The organism is Thiosocius teredinicola (assembly GCF_002009425.1).
Taxonomy (GTDB): Bacteria; Pseudomonadota; Gammaproteobacteria; order Chromatiales; family Chromatiaceae; genus Thiosocius; species Thiosocius teredinicola.
This window is the reverse complement of record NZ_CP019936.1, coordinates 2,894,912-2,912,764: the sequence shown is the minus strand read 5'-3', so window position 1 is coordinate 2,912,764 and position 17,853 is coordinate 2,894,912. Positions and strand designations below refer to the sequence as shown.

At 61.0% G+C, this 17,853-nt stretch carries 22 protein-coding genes; 15 read left to right on the top strand and 7 right to left on the bottom strand.

The features are described from left to right. Nucleotides 1-10: 10 nt before the first annotated feature. From B1781_RS13885 to B1781_RS13875, 3 genes are all read right to left on the bottom strand, one after another. Complete coding sequence (locus tag B1781_RS13885) at nucleotides 11-994, bottom strand: OmpA family protein (protein WP_078120230.1); 984 nt, start codon at nucleotides 992-994, stop codon at nucleotides 11-13. Beyond that, the gene (locus B1781_RS13880; RefSeq protein ID WP_078120229.1) at nucleotides 994-1,800 is read right to left on the bottom strand and encodes a motility protein A; all 807 of its coding nucleotides are present in this window, start codon (nucleotides 1,798-1,800) and stop codon (nucleotides 994-996) included. The genes B1781_RS13885 and B1781_RS13880 overlap by 1 nt, the downstream gene beginning before the upstream one ends. Before the next feature lie 112 nt (nucleotides 1,801-1,912). Further along, complete coding sequence (locus B1781_RS13875; RefSeq protein WP_334223728.1) at nucleotides 1,913-2,518, bottom strand: Smr/MutS family protein; 606 nt, start codon at nucleotides 2,516-2,518, stop codon at nucleotides 1,913-1,915. A 52-nt stretch (nucleotides 2,519-2,570) separates the two neighbouring features. On the opposite strand from B1781_RS13875, the gene surE reads away from it, so the two are divergent. The 6 genes from surE (at nucleotide 2,571) to B1781_RS13845 (ending at nucleotide 6,955) form a co-directional block, all read left to right on the top strand. Beyond that, nucleotides 2,571-3,320 carry a 5'/3'-nucleotidase SurE gene (gene surE, locus B1781_RS13870; protein ID WP_078120228.1) on the top strand — a complete coding sequence of 250 codons (750 nt, stop codon included), beginning with the start codon at nucleotides 2,571-2,573 and terminating at the stop codon, nucleotides 3,318-3,320. Next, nucleotides 3,317-3,976, top strand: coding sequence for a protein-L-isoaspartate(D-aspartate) O-methyltransferase (locus tag B1781_RS13865; protein WP_078120227.1), 660 nt, complete (start codon nucleotides 3,317-3,319; stop codon nucleotides 3,974-3,976). Before surE ends, B1781_RS13865 begins: the two co-directional genes overlap by 4 nt. Beyond that, nucleotides 3,977-4,555, top strand: a complete 579-nt coding sequence (locus tag B1781_RS13860; RefSeq protein ID WP_078120226.1) for a YqaA family protein — start codon at nucleotides 3,977-3,979, stop codon at nucleotides 4,553-4,555. A gap of 234 nt (nucleotides 4,556-4,789) precedes the next feature. Next, complete coding sequence (locus B1781_RS13855) at nucleotides 4,790-5,491, top strand: peptidoglycan DD-metalloendopeptidase family protein (RefSeq protein ID WP_164513396.1); 702 nt, start codon at nucleotides 4,790-4,792, stop codon at nucleotides 5,489-5,491. A gap of 57 nt (nucleotides 5,492-5,548) precedes the next feature. After that, complete coding sequence (gene rpoS / locus B1781_RS13850) at nucleotides 5,549-6,553, top strand: RNA polymerase sigma factor RpoS (protein ID WP_078120224.1); 1,005 nt, start codon at nucleotides 5,549-5,551, stop codon at nucleotides 6,551-6,553. Between the two features lie 111 nt (nucleotides 6,554-6,664). After that, entirely contained in the window at nucleotides 6,665-6,955 is a 291-nt protein-coding gene (locus B1781_RS13845; RefSeq protein WP_078120223.1) for a segregation and condensation protein A, read from the top strand. 58 nt (nucleotides 6,956-7,013) lie between these two features. Here the strand turns inward: B1781_RS13845 and B1781_RS13840 are convergent, their stop codons facing one another. The 4 genes from B1781_RS13840 to B1781_RS13825 are packed head-to-tail and all read right to left on the bottom strand — an operon-like array spanning nucleotide 7,014 to nucleotide 9,493. Further along, on the bottom strand, nucleotides 7,014-7,853 hold the full coding sequence (locus B1781_RS13840; protein ID WP_078120222.1) for a peptidylprolyl isomerase: 840 nt from the start codon (nucleotides 7,851-7,853) through the stop codon (nucleotides 7,014-7,016). A 29-nt stretch (nucleotides 7,854-7,882) separates the two neighbouring features. After that, complete coding sequence (locus B1781_RS13835) at nucleotides 7,883-8,185, bottom strand: YciI family protein (protein ID WP_078120221.1); 303 nt, start codon at nucleotides 8,183-8,185, stop codon at nucleotides 7,883-7,885. 4 nt (nucleotides 8,186-8,189) lie between these two features. Continuing rightward, nucleotides 8,190-8,747 carry a septation protein A gene (locus B1781_RS13830; RefSeq protein WP_078120220.1) on the bottom strand — a complete coding sequence of 186 codons (558 nt, stop codon included), beginning with the start codon at nucleotides 8,745-8,747 and terminating at the stop codon, nucleotides 8,190-8,192. A gap of 17 nt (nucleotides 8,748-8,764) precedes the next feature. Then, complete coding sequence (locus B1781_RS13825) at nucleotides 8,765-9,493, bottom strand: hypothetical protein (RefSeq protein WP_078120219.1); 729 nt, start codon at nucleotides 9,491-9,493, stop codon at nucleotides 8,765-8,767. 107 nt (nucleotides 9,494-9,600) lie between these two features. On the opposite strand from B1781_RS13825, the gene B1781_RS13820 reads away from it, so the two are divergent. From B1781_RS13820 to B1781_RS13780, 9 genes are all read left to right on the top strand, one after another. Then, nucleotides 9,601-10,443 carry a PHP domain-containing protein gene (locus tag B1781_RS13820; protein ID WP_078120218.1) on the top strand — a complete coding sequence of 281 codons (843 nt, stop codon included), beginning with the start codon at nucleotides 9,601-9,603 and terminating at the stop codon, nucleotides 10,441-10,443. Nucleotides 10,444-10,449: 6 nt separating this feature from the next. Continuing rightward, on the top strand, nucleotides 10,450-11,073 hold the full coding sequence (locus B1781_RS13815; protein ID WP_078120217.1) for an L-threonylcarbamoyladenylate synthase: 624 nt from the start codon (nucleotides 10,450-10,452) through the stop codon (nucleotides 11,071-11,073). A gap of 310 nt (nucleotides 11,074-11,383) precedes the next feature. Continuing rightward, a complete protein-coding gene (locus B1781_RS13810; protein WP_078120216.1) occupies nucleotides 11,384-12,061 on the top strand; it encodes a site-2 protease family protein in 678 nt (225 codons plus the stop codon). Between the two features lie 13 nt (nucleotides 12,062-12,074). After that, nucleotides 12,075-13,289, top strand: coding sequence for a tryptophan--tRNA ligase (locus B1781_RS13805; protein WP_078120215.1), 1,215 nt, complete (start codon nucleotides 12,075-12,077; stop codon nucleotides 13,287-13,289). Nucleotides 13,290-13,357: 68 nt separating this feature from the next. Continuing rightward, entirely contained in the window at nucleotides 13,358-14,122 is a 765-nt protein-coding gene (locus B1781_RS13800) for a segregation and condensation protein A (RefSeq protein ID WP_078122067.1), read from the top strand. After that, entirely contained in the window at nucleotides 14,122-15,234 is a 1,113-nt protein-coding gene (scpB, locus tag B1781_RS23620) for an SMC-Scp complex subunit ScpB (RefSeq protein ID WP_078120214.1), read from the top strand. The genes B1781_RS13800 and scpB overlap by 1 nt, the downstream gene beginning before the upstream one ends. Next, nucleotides 15,224-16,081: a 23S rRNA pseudouridine(2605) synthase RluB gene (gene rluB, locus B1781_RS13790; protein ID WP_078120213.1), complete on the top strand. Its 858-nt coding sequence runs from the start codon at nucleotides 15,224-15,226 to the stop codon at nucleotides 16,079-16,081. The genes scpB and rluB overlap by 11 nt, the downstream gene beginning before the upstream one ends. Nucleotides 16,082-16,102: 21 nt before the next feature. Further along, nucleotides 16,103-16,783 carry an endonuclease III domain-containing protein gene (locus tag B1781_RS13785; protein WP_078120212.1) on the top strand — a complete coding sequence of 227 codons (681 nt, stop codon included), beginning with the start codon at nucleotides 16,103-16,105 and terminating at the stop codon, nucleotides 16,781-16,783. 87 nt (nucleotides 16,784-16,870) lie between these two features. Next, nucleotides 16,871-17,740: a hypothetical protein gene (locus tag B1781_RS13780; protein WP_078120211.1), complete on the top strand. Its 870-nt coding sequence runs from the start codon at nucleotides 16,871-16,873 to the stop codon at nucleotides 17,738-17,740. Nucleotides 17,741-17,853: the final 113 nt, after the last annotated feature.

Here is a 17,853-nt window from a genome sequence, read left to right as displayed (position 1 = left end):
GTATCTGCACTCACAGAAAGTCAACGCGCAGATTTACGCGGCGGTTGGCGGCGCGACCTGCCGCGGTGGCGTTGTCGGCGATCGGCTTGGCATCGCCATAGCTGATCGAGCGTACACGATCGGCATCCAGGCCGGCGTTCAACAGGAAGTGCGTAACCTGATTCGCGCGTGCCGCGGCCAGCTCCCAGTTCGATGCGAAACGACCGTGGTGGATCGGACGGTTGTCGGTGTGGCCTTCGATCGAGATCTCGGCGTTGACCGTCTCTTTCAACGACAGCGCGATCTGTTGCAGCACGGGTGTGGCGTGCGGTTTCAGCTCGGCCTTGCCGGAGTCGAACAGGATCACCTCGGCGATTTCCAGCGAAACGCCGCGTTCCTGCGGGATGATTCTGACTTCGTTGCCGAGGGTGTTTTCGATCGCATTGACCAGGCGGGTCTGGGCCGAGTCGGCGGGTGCCTCTGCTACGGCCGATGGGGCCAGTGGCTCGTCGAGCGCCGCCGGCGCCGCTACGGGGGTGGGCAGCCACATCGGCGATTGCAGATCGAGCAGGGCAGTGGTTGCCAGCAAGTCCGACATGGTTTCGCGGGGTGCTGCTGGCGTGGCCAGCGGCGGTTCGACGATCTGTGTCACCGGCTCGTTCACCGCGGTGGTCAGAAAGCCGGGCTGCGACGCTGAATCTTCAGGCAGCTCGATCGTCAGCGGCGGCGGGATGCGTAGTGGGCGCGTTACGGTTTTCGGCTTCGCCGGTGCAGTCACCTTGGCAGGTTCGACCGGCACGGCCAGGCGCTTGTCGGGTTCGGTCTCGATCAACTCGGTTTGCATGATCGCGGTGTGCCCGAGCAGCACCACCATTACCACCAGGATGATGCTGAGTACGTCGACATAGGTGAGCAGCCAACTGGTTTCCGACTTCTCGGTATCCCAGGAGTACCAGTTGAGCGCGTCCAGCGGCGACTGGCCGTTGGACGGGATGGCTGCGTCGAAATGCGACATCAGGCGTGTGCCTTCGCCAGTTGCAGTTGCAGCGACACCTTCTGCATATCCTGCAGCGCGTTGAGTTCATCCATCATCTCGCGGATCAGCTCGGCGTGCTGGCGATCGAACAGCATCATGATGGCCTGCAGATGGGCCACGCGACGGTTGATCACGCGGCGGCCGCGTTGTTCGAGTTGGCTGGCAAGCGGCTTGAACACGAGGTTCGACAGCACCAGGCCGTACACGGTGGTCAGCATGGCGAATCCGGTGGCCGCACCGATACTGCCCAGGTCGCCCGAGCCCAGGCCGAACAGCATCTGCACCAGGCCGAGCAGGGTGCCGAGCATGCCGAATGCCGGCGCGTAGTTGCTCATGGCGCGCAACATGTCGACCGGGTGGCGCAGTTGGTCGCGCTCTTCGGCGATCTGGCGTTGCAGGGCCAGGCTGATTTGCTCGCGCGGAAAGCCGTCGAGCACGAGTTGGGTGCCGCGTCGCAGCACCGGTTCGGCAATCTTGCGGGCGGTGACCTCGGCCGGCCGGATTTCGCCGCGGCGGAAAGCATTTGCCGCATGGAAGAAGCGTTGCAGGCTTTGCTCGTCGTCGCCCAGGTCCTTCGGCTGGCGGCGAAAATCCACGACCAGTTGCCACAGCATCTTGATCGAGCTGCCCGAGTGGCTCATCAGCGCGGTCAACAATGTGCCGCCAAGAACCAGGAAAAAGCCCGAAACGATCGCGATCAGGCCGGAGCCGGGGGCAAAAACCTGAATGGCGACCGCGGTCAGCACGGCCAGCGAAAGCGCTTCAATGCGGTAACGTTCGAGCATGGTGAATCTCCGTCATCGTTCTCTCTGAGCGGAATTCAGCAAGATGCAGGCCAAGCGCTTCGGCGACTGCGGGTGAGTGGCGAGGAACGGGATTCGGGTTGTGCGCGTCGGATCAATCGGTGCGACGAAACTTGCCCGATAGCAGCACGTAGACCGCCCCGGTGCCGCCGTCCCAGCGCGGTGCGGTGGCGAACGCCAGCACGTCTTCGCGCTGCCGCAGCCACTGGTTGGTTTTCTGCTTGAGTACGGGCTGCTGGCCGGATCCGCGACCTTTGCCGTGGATGATGCGCACGCAACGTCGACCGATGTCGCGGTGGTAGTTCAGAAACCGCACCAGGGCCGGCTTGGCCTCGTGCACGCGCAGCCCGTGCAGATCGAGCGTGCCTTCGGGTTCGATCACGCCGCGCTGCAGGTCGCGGAACAGGCGGTTCTGGATGCCCGGGCGGCGGAACTCGAGGAACTCGCCGGTTTCGATCGCCAGGTCGGCGAGTTCGTCTTCCTGTTCGTCGCCCACCGGCAGGTTGAGCGGCTCGGGGCGACGTTTCTTACGGTACGGCTCGACCTGCTCCGGCGTGATCGGCTCAACGTCGCCCATCGCGGTCTGAAACAGGTCGCTGTCGTCGTTTTCGGGGGTGTCAGGTGGATCGCCCATGCTGTCGATTGAAACGGGTTCCCAACCATAGATCAAGGTGAGGCGGTGCACGGTTTGCAGTATCATCGGCGGCTTCAAGACCGGCCCGCAGTTGGGGGCGGTGCACAACTAGGACGGCATGCGAATTCTCCTCAGTAACGACGACGGCTATCAGGCACCGGGCCTGAAGGCACTGCACGATGTGATGGCGACGATCGCCGACACGGTGGTGGTCGCGCCGGACCGCGACCGCAGCGGTGCGAGCAACTCGCTGACGCTGGAGATACCGATTCGTGCTGCGACCGCGGAGAACGGTTTTATCCGGGTCGACGGCACGCCGACCGACTGCGTGCACCTGGCGATTACCGGATTGCTCGAACAGGAGCCGGACATGGTCGTCTCCGGCATCAATGCCGGCGCCAACATGGGTGACGACGTGCTCTACTCGGGTACCGTGGCGGCCGCGACCGAGGGACGGTTTCTGGGATATCCGGCGATCGCCGTGTCGATGTCGTCGCACACGCCGCAGCATTTCGATACCGGCGCTCGCGTGGCCGCCATGCTGGTGAAGCGTTTGTGCGAGCAGCCGATCGCGTCGGATTCGATTCTGAACGTGAACGTACCCGATATCCCGTTCGATCAGTTGCAGGGATATGCAGCGACCCGTCTGGGGCACCGCCACAAGGCAGAGCCGGTGGTGAAATCCGAAGACCCGCGCGGGCGACCGATCTACTGGGTGGGCCCAGCCGGCGCAGAGCAGGATGCCGGTCCCGGCACCGACTTCTACGCGGTGAGAAACGGCTTTGTCTCGATCACTCCCTTGCAGGTGGATCTGACCCGACACCAGGCGCTACCGGATCTTGCCGCCTGGTTGGAGGCCGGCGTATGACGCCGCTGAATCAAGGCATCGGCATGACTTCGCAACGCACGCGCGAGCGTCTGATTCAGCGTCTGCGCGACGAGGGTGTGCGCGATACGCGTGTGCTCGACAGCATGCGCAACACGCCGCGTCACATGTTCGTCGACGAAGCGCTGGCCAGTCGTGCCTACGAAGACACGGCGCTGCCGATCGGCAACGGCCAGACAATCTCGCAACCCTACATCGTCGCGCGTATGACCGAGGCGCTGATCGCCGAAGGACCGCTGGAAAACATTCTCGAAGTGGGCACCGGGTCCGGATATCAGACTGCCGTGTTGGCACCCTTGGTGCGCCGCGTCTACACCGTCGAGCGCATCAAGGTACTGCTCGATCAGGCGCGGCGGCGTTTTCAGGCACTGAAGATTCGTAACATCGTGACCAAACACACCGACGGCGGAATGGGGCTGCCCGAGTACGCGCCGTTCGACGGCATTATCGTGACCGCAGCACCGGAAGGGATACCGCTCGCCTTGGTCGAACAGCTGCGTCCCGGCGGACGCATGGTGTTGCCGATCGGTTTGCGCGATCAGCAGGCCCTGGTGCGTGTGCATCGCACCGATGACGGCTACGAGCATGAGATGTTGGAGCGCGTCAGTTTTGTTCCTCTGCTCGGCGGAGTCATCTGAGTGAAAATCTTTTCGTCGTTGTACGCCAAGGCGATGGTCTGGGCGCGCCATCCGCATGCGCCGTGGTATCTCGGTGGCCTGAGTTTCGCCGAATCGTCATTCTTTCCGATTCCGCCCGACGTGATGCTGGCGCCGATGAGTCTGGCGCAACCCAAGCGCGCCGTGTGGTTTGCCACGCTGGCCACGCTCACCTCGGTCGCCGGCGGTATCTTCGGTTACCTGATCGGCATGTTTGCCTTCGAGTTGGTGCAGTCGCTGCTGACGGAAGGCCGTTACGCCGAACCTTTCGCATTGGCCAAGCAGTGGTTCGAAGAGTGGGGCTTTGTCGCCATCTTTGCCGCCGGCTTTTCACCGATTCCGTACAAGGTCTTTACGATCACCGCCGGTGTGCTCAGCATGGCGTTTCTGCCGTTCGTGCTGGCATCGTTCATCGGACGCGGTATGCGCTTTTATCTGGTGTCGTTGCTGATGGCCTGGGGCGGTGAGTCGATGGAAGCGAAACTGCACCGTTGGGTCGACTGGCTGGGTTGGTTGACGGTCGCCGCCATCGTCATCATAGTGCTGGTGTATCGTTATTAAGTATGCGCTGAAGAAGCGGGGATCTTGAAGCAGGCAACCTTCTGGACACGCGGGCAACCCTACAGGTCTCTCAGGAAGGGAAACCTGCCGGCATTGCTCTGCTCGCTGTTGATCGTCGCGATGCTTGCCGGTTGTACAGCGAGTTGGCGTGCGCCGGTAGAAACGCGCGGTGCCAAACCGCCGGCCCGCACCGCACCGGCGCCGCGTCCGACGGTAAGCGGTGATGTCTACCGCGTGCAACGCGGCGACACCCTCTACGGTATAGCCTGGCAGAAGGGCATCGATTACCGCCTGGTCGCTGCATGGAACGGTATTCGCCCGCCTTACCGCATCTACCCCGGGCAAACCCTAAGATTGTCGGCACCCACGACGCGCCGTGCATCGTCGGCCACCTCGCATCGCTCATCGACGCAGACGCGCGCGCTGCCGGCTACGCGCCCACCGACGCGATCGACGGCCACGCCGCTGCCGAAAACGAAGCCGCGCACCTCGGCCAAAACTTCTCCGCCGAAGAAATCTACACCGCCCGTGGCAAAACCCACATCGACCAAAAGTGGTCCGACGTACCTTGCATGGGCATGGCCCGTGAGAGGAAAAATCGTATCGCAGTTCAATGCCTCTGATCCGTCGCGTCGCGGCATCAAGATCGGCGGTCGGATTGGGAACACGATTCAAGCCGCCGAAGGGGGACGCGTGGTCTACAGCGGTAGTGGACTGATCGGCTATGGGCGGCTTATTATCATCAAACATAATGATAAATATCTGAGTGCCTACGGACACAACAGAAAGATCCTGGTCAAGGAAGGCGACCAGGTCACCAAAGGACAGAAGATTGCAGAGATGGGTACCGCGAATAACGGCGACGCACTACTGCATTTTGAAATCAGACGTGACGGTAAACCGGTCGATCCGAAAGGGTTGTTGCCCAGACTGTAAAACCGGCAGTTACTGCACCTTTGGTTCACGTAGTCACAAAAGTGATGGAGGGGTCGCATGCCCGCTAAGCGCGAGGAAGCCGACGTAGAGGTCGATGACGATATCGAAAATCTCGAAGAAGATTTGGAAGTTGACGGCGACGACGAGGTAAAAGCCGAATCGTCGAATGACGACAACGACGATAACGACGACAGCGAAAAGAAGTACGCTGCCGGCGAGGTGCCCGATAGCCAGTTGGATGCAACGCGTTTGTATCTCAACGAAATCGGTTTTTCCAAACTGCTGACCGCCGAAGAAGAGGTGTACTACGCGCGATTGGCGCAAAAGGGTGACGCCTCGGCACGCCGTCGCATGATCGAATGCAATCTGCGCCTGGTGGTGAAGATTGCGCGGCGTTACATGAACCGTGGGCTGGCATTGCTCGACCTGATCGAGGAAGGCAATCTCGGGCTGATTCGTGCGGTTGAAAAGTTCGACCCTGAACGCGGTTTCCGTTTCTCGACCTACGCGACCTGGTGGATTCGCCAGACGATCGAGCGCGCGATCATGAACCAGACGCGCACGATCCGCCTGCCGATTCACGTGGTCAAAGAGATCAACGTCTACCTGCGTGCGGCGCGTCAACTTACGCAAACCCTCGACCACGAACCGACCGCCGAGGAGATCGCCGATCTGCTCGACCGTCCGATCGACGAGGTCAAACGCATGCTCGGCCTGAACGAACGCGTGACCTCGGTCGACACGCCCTACGGCAAAGACGCCGACAAGCCGCTGCTCGATACGATCGCCGACGAAAGCGCGACCGATCCCACCGAGCACATCCAGGCGGATGATATCTCCGGTCACCTCGATGCCTGGCTGGCCAAGCTGAATGATAAGCAGCGCGAGGTCGTCGAGCGGCGTTTCGGATTGCATGGCTACGAGAACTCGACGCTCGAACAGGTGGCCAACGAACTCGGCGTCACGCGTGAACGCGTGCGCCAGATCCAGATGGATGCGCTCAAACGCTTGCGCGGTATCCTCGAGCAGGAAGGCTTCTCGATCGAGACCATCTTCAAGTAGACGTAATTCGCTCAGGCGTCCGTGGGCCGATATTGGCTCACGGGCCGCATGGCTTTGGTCAGGACGATTCGGGTATCCTGTCGGCAATCAAGCTACGGAGCCCGGATCATCATGAGCGATGAGAGCCGCAAAGAACGAGAAATCCTGGTGGTGATGCGCAAGGTATTGGCGCAGATCATCAAGGACACGACCCCGCCCAGCCGGGCGATGAAACATCCCCTGTCAGACCAGACCATCCAGGACGTGCGGCATTGTCTCGGCCTGATCTCGTTGCGTGAGCGCGAGCTGGCCGATGCGGCAGGCGTTGCCCAGGAGCGTCCTTACTTCACCGACGAACCGGCGCCGGCCGACGTGGTGCCGATCAGCCGGATCGGCAAGGCGCCGAAGAAAGACGACAGCTGAACGAGTAGGCCGATAACAGAACCCGCCTGGCAGTTCGTGCCGGCGGGTTTTGTTTTGCTTACTGGGCGGCTTCCTGAACTTCGATATTGGCCTTCTTGCGGATTGCCGACACCGCCTCGGTCACCTGTTCCTGCTGGATTTTCTGCGTAATCTCGGCGCGTACCGTATCCAACGAAGGCGGGGGCGACTCACGGCTCTCTTCACGCAGGATCACGTGCCAGCCGAACTGCGTCTGAACCGGCGCCTTGCTGTAGGCGCCGTCTTCCAGCGCAGCAGTTGCGTCGGCGAACTCCGCAACCATCTCGTCCGGTGCAAACCAGCCCAGATCGCCGCCGACTGTCTTGCTCGGTCCGATCGAGCGCTGCTTGGCCAGCTCGGCAAAGTCGGCGCCGCCATCCAGCTCCTTGATCAGGGCCTTGGCGTCTTCTTCGCTATTGAGCAGGATGTGGCGCGCCTTGAATTCCTGACGTTTCTTGTTGCCGTACTGTTCGTCGTAGATCTTCTTGATCTCGTCTTCGTCGATCTTGACCTTGGCGATCTCCGAGCGGATGAAGCTCTGCGCCAACAAGCGGGCGCGCGCCACTTCCAAAGCCGCTTTGACCTCGGGTTCTTCGGCCAGGGCCTGGCCTTCTGCCGATTCGGCCACCATGAAGTTGTTGATCATCTCGTTCAACAGGTCGATCTGCGACTCGGCATCCTCCGGCTGGCGGCCGGTCTGGGTGACGAACAGCGCAAAATGCAGGTTGGTGATCGGCTTGCCATCGATCGTCACGATGGTTTGCGGTTCGGTGGTTTCCTGGGCTGCCTGATCCTCGGTGGCAGTCTGTTCGGCGGTCGCCGGCAGGGCGAGCCCAAGGCACAAGACCAGTGCGCCGAATCGAGTTGCGGTGATTCGCATTGCGGTTTTCTCCTGACGCCTTGGCGGCGTTATTTGGGAAAGACTTGTTTGAAGGGTTTGACGATCACGTCGGCATAGACGCCGGCGGCGATGTACGGATCGGCATCGGCCCAGGCCTTGGCGGCATCCAGGTCGGCAAACTCGGCGACGATCAGGCTGCCGGTGAATCCGGCCTCACCGGGATCATTGCTGTCGACCGCCGGGTTTGGGCCGGCCAGTACCAGGCGGCCTTCTTGTTGCAGTTGTTCGAGTCGCTGCAGATGGCCTTCGCGCGCACTTTTGCGCAGCGGCAGGCTGTCGGCTACATCGGTGCCAACGATGCAGTAAAGCATGGCATCAATCCTCTTGCGTTTGCGGTGAATCGGGTTCGGCTTGCAGGTACTTCGCGAGATAGAAACCCTGGGCGATCATGAACAGCAGCGTCAGGCCGAGGAAGCCGAACAGCTTGAAATTTACCCAGGTGTCTTCCGAGAAGTTGTAAGCAACAAACAGGTTGATCGCGCCCGAGGCGAAGAAGAACACCACCCAGGCGATGTTCAGGTTGCGCCACACGGCATCGGGCAGCGTCAGCGACTGATCCATCATGCGACGTAGCAGATCGCGTTTCATGAAGATTGATGACAGCAGGAAGCCGGCGCCCAGCAACCAGTTCACGATGGTTGGTTTCCACTTCAAGAAGGTTGGATCATGCAGGAACAGGGTCAGTCCACCGAGGACCACCAAGAAACCCAACGTAATCCAGTGCATCGGTTCGACACGACCGCGGCGCAGTTTGAGGTAAGCCACCTGCAACACGGCAGCGCCGATGGCGACTTGCGTAGCCACGTAGATATCGGTCAGCTTGTAGGCGACGAAAAACAGAATGACCGGAAACAGGTCGACGAGCATCTTCATCGGCAGTTGTCGTTCCTTTAGTGCAGGCGCCGCGACGAGGCAAACATCAGAAAATAGCGCCGAATCACATCGCGTACCGCTTCGGGATAATCGATGATGGTGATCTGCTCCATCCCCTCGGCGAAGAATCCCCGGGCATCGTTCGGCAGCATTTCGACCACGGCGTCGAAGGCGGGTTCCATGAGTTCGGGATTGTGGCTGCGGGTGGCGACAATCGCGCGATTGAGCAACAGCAGGCGCCACGGGTGTTGCGGATCGGTTCCCGAGGCATCTTCACACGCCGGGCTCACCGCATCGATCAATTCGCAGCACTGGGTGTAGAGCGCCGCCATCTCCTGCGGGTGGCTGACCTGGTTGGCGTAATGCGCCAGGGCGTTGACCACCGGCTGCAGGTGACGGATCTCGCCGCCATGACGCGCAACCCACAGGGCGAACGGCATGGCCAGGTGTTCGATCTCCGACGCGAGCCGGGTCTGATCGAGGCTGGCCGCGACCTTTGCCAGTTCGTCGATCAAGTGCAGGCCGTATTCACCCACCGTGTTGATCTCGGCGCTGTCGGCCGGCGACTCGTCGGTACCGATCAGCCGCAGCATGTCGATCAGCTGCGACATCGCGTCGCGCAACAGTTCCGGGGTGTCGACGTCGTCGTGGGCGAGGTTGGACGATTCCCATAACTCGTGCACTCGCGTGGCCAGTTCGCGATAGCGTTCTCGAAGGTGGGAAAGGTCGACCGGCGGGACTTTCATGGCGCGGAAGTGTAGCACGCACAGTTGATCGCACAGGGTGCATAGCGCCGATTACCACGGCCTTTGTCGGCGAACGGCGGCGCGGGTGTTCCTGTAAAATCGGCGCTATGCCCAGTTCATTTGATTTACATGCCCATTCCACCGCCTCCGACGGCACGCTGACGCCGCGCGAGCTGATCTGCCGCGCCCAGGCCGGGGGTGTGGAGGTGATGGCCCTGACCGATCACGACACGCTCGAGGGTGTCGCAGAGGCTGCCGACGCGGCGCGCGAGGTCGGCATCGGTTTCGTGCCGGGTGTCGAGATCTCGGTCACCTGGCAATCACTGACCATTCACATTGTTGGTCTGAACGTGGCCGCGGACGACGAGCGCTTGAACGGCGGCCTGGCAGGTTTGCGCGAGTTTCGCGATTGGCGCGCTGAAGAGATCGGTCGGCGCCTGGCCGCCAAGGGCATCGACGGTGCGTTCGAGGGCGCACGCGCACTATCCAACGGTCGTTTGATCAGTCGCACCCATTTCGCACGATTTCTGGTGGATAATGGCCACGCCAGCGATGTGCGCGCGGTGTTCAAAAAGTACCTGGTGAACGGCAAGCCGGGCTATGTGCCGGGCGAATGGGCCGAACTCGAGGATGCGGTGCGCTGGATTCGGCTTTCGGGTGGGCAAGCGGTAATCGCACACCCGGCGCGATACCCCCTTACGCGAACCAAGCTGCGGCGGCTGATCGGCGAATTCGTCGAGGTCGGCGGCGCGGCGCTTGAGGTCGTCTCGGGGAGTCATAGCAAGGACGACTACTTCACGATGGCGCACCATGCGCGTGATTTTGGTTTGCTGGCATCCGCCGGTTCCGATTACCACGGACCGGAACAGCCCTGGATCGAGCTCGGTCGATTGCCCGAGCTACCGCAGGGATGTAAACCAATTTGGAAGGATTGGCTGATAAGCCATTGATTTAAGATGTCTCAGTTTTTTCAGATCCACCCTGAGAACCCTCAGGCGCGGTTGATTCGTCATGCCGCGGACATCGTGCGCGACGGCGGGGTGGTGATCTATCCGACCGATTCCAGTTATGCCATCGGCTGCCAGATCGGCGACAAGACGGCGATGGATCGTATTCGTCAGATCCGGCGTCTCGACGAACAGCACAATTTCACGCTGATCGGACGCAGCCTGTCCGAGCTCTCGGCCTACACCAAGATGGACAACCAGGCCCACCGCCTGATCAAGAATCTGACGCCGGGTCCGTACACCTTCATCCTGCAGGCGACGAAGCAGGTTCCCAAGCGGCTGATGCACGCCAAGCGCAAGACGATCGGCGTGCGCATCCCGGACAACCGGGTGGCCCTGGCGCTGCTCGACGACCTCAACGAGCCGCTGCTCAGCAGCACGCTGATCCTGCCGGGCGAAGACATGCCGATGATGGACCCGTACGAGATGCGCGATACCCTCGGCCATGCGGTCGATCTGATCATCGACGGCGGCTACTGCGGCTATGAGCCGACCAGCGTGATCGATCTGCACGAAGACCCGCCCAAGGTGCTGCGCGCCGGACTGGGCGATGTGTCGCTGTTCACCGACTAGCCCGAACACTTCACCAGTATTCGCAGAACTGGCGCGTTTCGCAGCCGTTGAGGCGCCGGCTTGGAGCGAAAGGTCATAGCCGTCGCTATGGCTTGATTGAAAGCCAAGCCGCAGCGAGCGAGAAACCGCAGGAATCCGAATAGAACGACGCCGGGTACAAACTGTAAATGTGGCGTTCGCATCACGATTCAAGGAAATCCTTGCCGCTCCAGATACTTAAAACAATGGCGTTGTTCGGCTGGTGAAATGTTCGGGCTAAGCGACCCATGCAGGCGCGCCAGCGGCACAACGCAGCGATATAATCGCGGCCATGGAAGAATTATCCCTCGTGCAGTGGATCGCGGTCTGGGCGTTGCCGCTGATCTTTGCCGTCACCGTTCACGAGGCCGCACACGGCTGGATGGCCGACCGCCTGGGCGACCCGACGGCGCGCAAACTCGGCCGGATCACCTTCAATCCGCTGGCGCATATCGATCCGATCGGCACCGTGCTGGTGCCGCTGCTGATGCTGAGCTTCACCGGCTTCGTGATTGGCTGGGCCAAGCCGGTACCGGTCGTACCCGAGCGCCTCAACTCGCCGAAGCGTGACATGGCGATCGTCGCGGCCGCCGGTCCCGGCGTAAATTTCCTGATGGCGGTCGCCTGGTCGCTGCTGTTGCTGCTGGCGCACAACCTGCTGCACACGATGCACGCCGTGGCGCTGCCGTTACTGTTGATGGGCATCGCCGGCGTGATCGTCAACGTCATGCTGATGGTGCTGAACCTGCTGCCGATTCCGCCGCTCGACGGCGGGCGCATCATGACCGGGCTACTGCCGGCCGAATTGTCGAAAATGTACGCGCGGATCGAACCTTTTGGGATGTTCATCCTGATAGGATTGCTGGTCACCAAGGTGCTGGGACAGCTGCTGTGGCCGATGGTGGTCGCCGTGGTCGGATTGCTGCCCGGCAGCGACGTCGTCTTGGGTATACTGCCGGTCCCGTCTTGAGTGGAGTAATCAATTGGCTGCCGTAGCTGCGCAACACGCACGCGTTCTATCCGGGATGCGCCCGACCGGGCGTTTGCACCTGGGTCACTATCATGGGGTTTTGCGCAACTGGGTCGAGTTGCAGCACGAGTACCAGTGCTTCTTCTTCGTCGCCGACTGGCATGCATTGACCACGGATTATGACGATCCAAGCAAGGTGCCGCAGGCCACCTGGGACATGGTGGTCGACTGGCTGGCCGCCGGCGTCAACCCGGGCGAAGCGACGCTGTTCGTGCAGTCGCGGGTGCCCGAGCATGCGGAGCTGCACCTGCTGCTGTCGATGATCACGCCGCTGGGTTGGCTCGAGCGTGTGCCGACCTACAAAGACCAGCAGGAAAAGCTCAAAGAGAAAGACCTGTCGACCTACGGCTTTCTGGGCTACCCGCTGCTGCAGTCGGCCGACATCCTGGTGTATCGCGCCGGCCTGGTGCCGGTCGGTGAAGACCAGGTGGTGCACGTCGAACTCACGCGCGAGGTGGCGCGCCGTTTCAACCACATCTATGGCCGCGAACCCGACTTCGAAGAGAAGGCAGAGCAGGCGATCAAGAAGATGGGCAAGAAGAACGCCAAGCTGTATGCCGGCTATCGGCGTTCCTACCAGGAGCAGGGCGACGAAGCGGCACTCGAAGCAGCGCGCGCCTTGCTCGAATCGCAACAGAATATCGGCATCGCCGATCGCGACCGTCTGTTCGGCTACCTCGAAGGCGGTGGCAAGGTAATCCTGCCCGAGCCGCAGCCGCTGCTGACCAAGGCGTCGAAGATGCCGGGCCTGGACGGGCAGAAGATGTCCAAGTCCTACGGCAACACCATACCGTTGGATGCCCTGCCCGAAGACGTCGAGAAGAGCCTGCGCACCATGCCGACCGATCCGGCGCGCGTGCGGCGTACCGATCCGGGCGATCCGGCCAACTGCCCTGTGTGGCAGTTCCACGAGGTGTATTCGGATCAAGGTGTGCAGGAATGGGTTCAGCAGGGCTGCAAGTCGGCCGGCATCGGCTGCATCGAATGCAAGCAGCCGGTGATCGATGCCGTGCTCGCCGAACTCAAACCGATGCAGGAACGCGCCAAGGAATACGCCGAGCAACCCGACCTGGTGCGCAACATCATCAACGAGGGTTGCGAACGGGCGCGTGAAGTGGCGCGCGAGACGATGGACGAAGTCCGACACGCGATGTCGCTCGACTACTGACAACAACGGATAGCCCTGCATTGAGCGAGCCACAAGCCGAAGCCGTCAAAACCCCGCAGCAGGAAGAGATGCCCTTTGCCGTCGTGCAGGGGCAGCCGCAGTACAACCTGCCCAAAGACCTCTACATTCCGCCCGACGCGCTCGAGGTGTTTCTCGATGCGTTCGAAGGCCCGCTCGATCTGCTGCTGTACCTGATCCGGCGGCAGAACCTCGACATCCTCGATATTCCGATTGCCGATATCACCAAGCAGTACATGGAATACATCGAGTTGATGCAGGATCTGCGTCTCGAACTCGCTGCCGAGTACCTGGTGATGGCGGCAATGCTGGCAGAGATCAAGTCGCGCATGTTGCTGCCGCGCCCACCGGCCGACGAAGAAGAAGAGCACGATCCGCGCGCCGAGCTGATTCGCCGGCTGCAGGAGTACGAGCGCTTCAAACAGGCGGCCGAAGATATCGAGGCACTGCCGCAACTGGGGCGTGACGTGTTCCCCGTGGTGGTCGAGGTGCCGCACAAGCACATCGACCAGGACCCGCCGGAAGTCGACCTCAAAGAGGTGCTGCTGGCACTCAAAGATGTGCTGCACCGCGCGGACATGTTCAGCAGTCACCATGTCGCGCGTGAACCCTTGTCGCTGCGCGAGCGTATGAGCCGCGTACTCGAATCGGTCAACGCCGAGCGGTTCACCCAGTTCACCGATCTGTTCGATATCAGCGAAGGCCGCCAGGGCGTGGTCGTGACCTTCATGGCGGTACTCGAACTGATCAAACAACAGTTGATTGAATTGGTGCAGGCCGAGTCGTTTGCACCGATCCATGTGAAGGCACGCTAATGGCTGCACCTGAGTTAAAGAATATCGTCGAGGCGGCATTGCTCGCCGCCGGTCGGCCCTTGTCGTTGGACGCATTGCAGACGCTGTTCACCGAGATCGAGTGTCCGGAAAAGAAAGAGCTGCGCGAGGCGCTCGAAACGTTGGCGCAGGACTATGAAGGTCGCGGTATCGAGGTGGCCGAGGTCTCCAGCGGCTGGCGCATCCAGGTGCGCGCCGACTGTTCGCCGTGGGTGTCGCGTCTGTGGGAAGAAAAGCCGGCGCGTTATTCGCGTGCGCTGATGGAAACGCTCGCGCTGGTCGCCTACCGACAGCCGATCACACGTGGCGAGATCGAAGACATCCGAGGTGTGTCGGTCAGCACCAACATCATGAAGACGCTGCTCGAACGCGAGTGGGTGCGTGTTGTTGGGCATCGCGATGTACCCGGCAAACCATCGCTGTACAGCACCACCCGGGAGTTCCTCGACTACTTCGGCCTGAAGTCGTTGGACGAACTGCCGACGTTGGCCGAGTTGCGCGATCTCGACGAGATCAATCGCGAGCTGGATCTGAGCGATCCGGACAAGGCGGGCGAAGAGGGTGCAGAAGGCGCTGAGGGCGATGGCGAGTCGCTTGACGCAGAAGCGACCGAGGACACACTTGCCGAAGCCGAAGCCGAAGCCGAAGCCGAAGCCGAAGCCGAAGCCGAAGCCGAAGCCGAAGCCGAAGCCGAAGCCGAAGCCGAAGCCGAAGCCGAAGCCGAAGCCGAAGCCGAAGCCGAAGCCGAAGCCGAAGCCGAAGCCGAAGCCGAAGCCGAAGCCGAAGCCGAAGCCGAAGCCGAAGCCGAAGCCGAAGCCGAAGCCGAAGCCGAAGCCGAAGCCGAAGCCGAAGCCGAAGCCGAAGCCGAAGCCGAAGCCGAAGCCGAAGCCGAAGCCGAAGCCGAAGCCGAAGCCGAAGCCGAAGCCGAAGCCGAAGCCGAAGCCGAAGCCGAAGCCGAAGCCGAAGCCGAAGCCGAAGCCGAAGCCGAAGCCGAAGCCGAAGCCGAAGCCGAAGCCGAAGCCGAAGCCGAAGCCGAAGCCGAAGCCGAAGCCGAAAAGCGCGAGCGGCCGATTCTGAGCAGCGATGAAGTCTGATCCAAAGGGTGGCGAGCGCCTGCAGAAACTGCTCGCCAATGCCGGCCTCGGCTCACGCCGTTATCTCGAAACGCTGATCGACGAAGGCAAGGTCAAGGTCAACGGCAAGGTCGCCAAGCTGGGCGACCGGGCAACGCCTGACGATCACATCGAGGTCGACGGTCGACCGGTGGGCGGCAAGCGCCTCGCCGGCAACCAGCGATTCGTGATTCTGTACAACAAGCCGGAAGGCGAGTTGGTCACGCGCAATGACCCCGAAGGTCGCAAGACCGTATTCGATCGTCTGCCGCGTCTACCCTACGGCCGGTGGATCGCCGTTGGTCGTCTCGACGTAAACAGTGCGGGCCTTTTGCTGCTCACCAACGATGGCGAGCTGGCCAACCGCCTGATGCATCCGCGCACCCAGATCGATCGCGAATACGCCGTGCGCGTCAAAGGCGAAGTCACCGATGACATGGTGCGGCAGCTGGTCGAAGGTGTGCAGTTGGAAGACGGGCCGGCGCGCTTCGAAGACATCGTCGATGCGGGTGGCGAAGGTGCCAACCATTGGTTCCACCTGGTGATCATGGAAGGTCGCAAGCGCGAGGTGCGCCGTCTGTGGGAAGCGGTCGGTGCGACCGTGTCGCGACTGAAGCGCGTGCGCTACGGACCGATCTTTCTCGACAGCAGCGTCAAAGCGGGTCAGTGGCGCGAACTGAGCGCTGAAGAAAAACGCGAGCTGCTCAACGTAGTCGACCTCAACGACAAACGCCCCTGGGGCACGCTGGAACGTACGCCGGGCAAAAAGCCACCGGCCAAGAAACCGTCTGCTCACGGTTCACCGTGGAAGTCGCGCCGCGAGCGTTAGGCACAATCCGTTCGTGATTCGATGGCGAGTCGCAAGTCACCTGCATTTGCTCCACCCGCGAAGGTACTCGTCAAGCTCTACGACGATCTGCTCGCTGCCTACGGTGAGCAGTCGTGGTGGCCGGCGGATACCGCCTTCGAGGTCGTCGTCGGTGCGGTACTCACGCAGAACGCCGCCTGGTCGAATGTCGAGAAGGCGATCGATCAACTCAAGCGTCTCAACTTGCTTTCGCTCGACAGCATTCTCGCCAGCGATCACGACACGCTGGCCGATGCAATCCGTCCGTCAGGCTACTTCAACATCAAGGCACGTCGCCTGCGCAACCTGTGCGAATACCTGGCGGAGCAGGGCGGTCTGGAACGGTTTGCCGAACGTGATCTGGCTGCGCAGCGCGAAGGCTTGCTCAGCGTCAATGGCGTCGGGTGCGAAACGGCTGACGATATTCTGCTCTACGCCCTCGAACAGCCAGTATTCGTGATCGATACCTACACGCGCCGTCTGTTGGAACGCATGAACCTCGCCAAAGGCGATGAACCCTACGACGACCTACGCCTCGGCTTCGAGCGTGCGTTGCCCGCCGATGTGGCGATGTTCAAGGAATACCATGCGTTGATCGTTATACATGCCAAGGCGGCGTGCCGGAAGTCGCCGATGTGTCAGGCGTGTACCATTGCAGGTGGATGTCCGACTTCATCGGTTTAGCGTTGCCTCGCCCTAACGCGCGCTTGAACGCCGACTATCGGATCGCTGGAGCCAGGCCGACAAACACAGCAAACGGAGTAGCTGAGAATGACGTTCAAATATCAGAACAAGAGACGCGTCGCTTTTCGATTTGGCCAAATCGCCACCGTGTTTCTGCTCTTCGTGCCACTCGCCGGTTGCAGCGACATCAAGGACATCACGTCAGAGATGCGGGCGGAAGAACTTGCGCGCAAGTACGGCGATCGTCTGTCGGTGGACGAATTGGGACCGTATGCGGATTTCACCCGCGAGCAATACTTCAAGCATAAGTGTGAGACCGAGGCGGGCGAGTTGATCTATAAGACTGTCGGTGATGTTGAAGGCATTCTTCAGATGCGACCTCGAGATCCACGGGACTATTTCCAGCGGCTAAGGGTCGAAGATGTGCCTGAAGACCCCTGGGGCCACACCAATTCTGATGCACGATCGCCGTGGGGACCGTTTATATCGCGGTATCGGTTTTTCGAAACAAACAAAGCGTTGCCTGATTTGAAAGACGATTGGAAACGGAGTGTTTTCTCATCGGCACCACCGCGTGGTCAATCTCTGTACTGGCGTTTTCGGCTCGGCTCGCAAGATGGGAAAGATTATTTCTACCGAAGAGTAGGTGAAAGCGTTGGCCGTCCACTGGTCATCGAGCCTATACAGCGGCCGGAAAGTCGCTTCGGATATACATGGCGTGAAGTTCGAGACAAATATGATCGTCACTTCGGGGTGTGGGGCGGCGAGATGCGCGTCGTTGACCTTCAAAGCAACGAAGTGCTCGCCGTAAAGCGAGGGTTCTTTGACGCGCGATACGAGATCTGTCCCAAAGACAAGGATGTGTTCTATACCTACGACTTCGTCAGCAAGGTGCTGAAGCCCAGACCCTTCGAACCATCAGCAAGCGGAAAACCAGGCGAAGAAAAGCGCCAATAGGGCAAATAAACCCGATCTCGCCTGTCGCTTTCGAGTCACGCAGTTCAACGAACTATCGTCGGATTCACTCGATGTTGCGCTACGCTAGCGAATCTGCAAGAGAATGCTTAGAG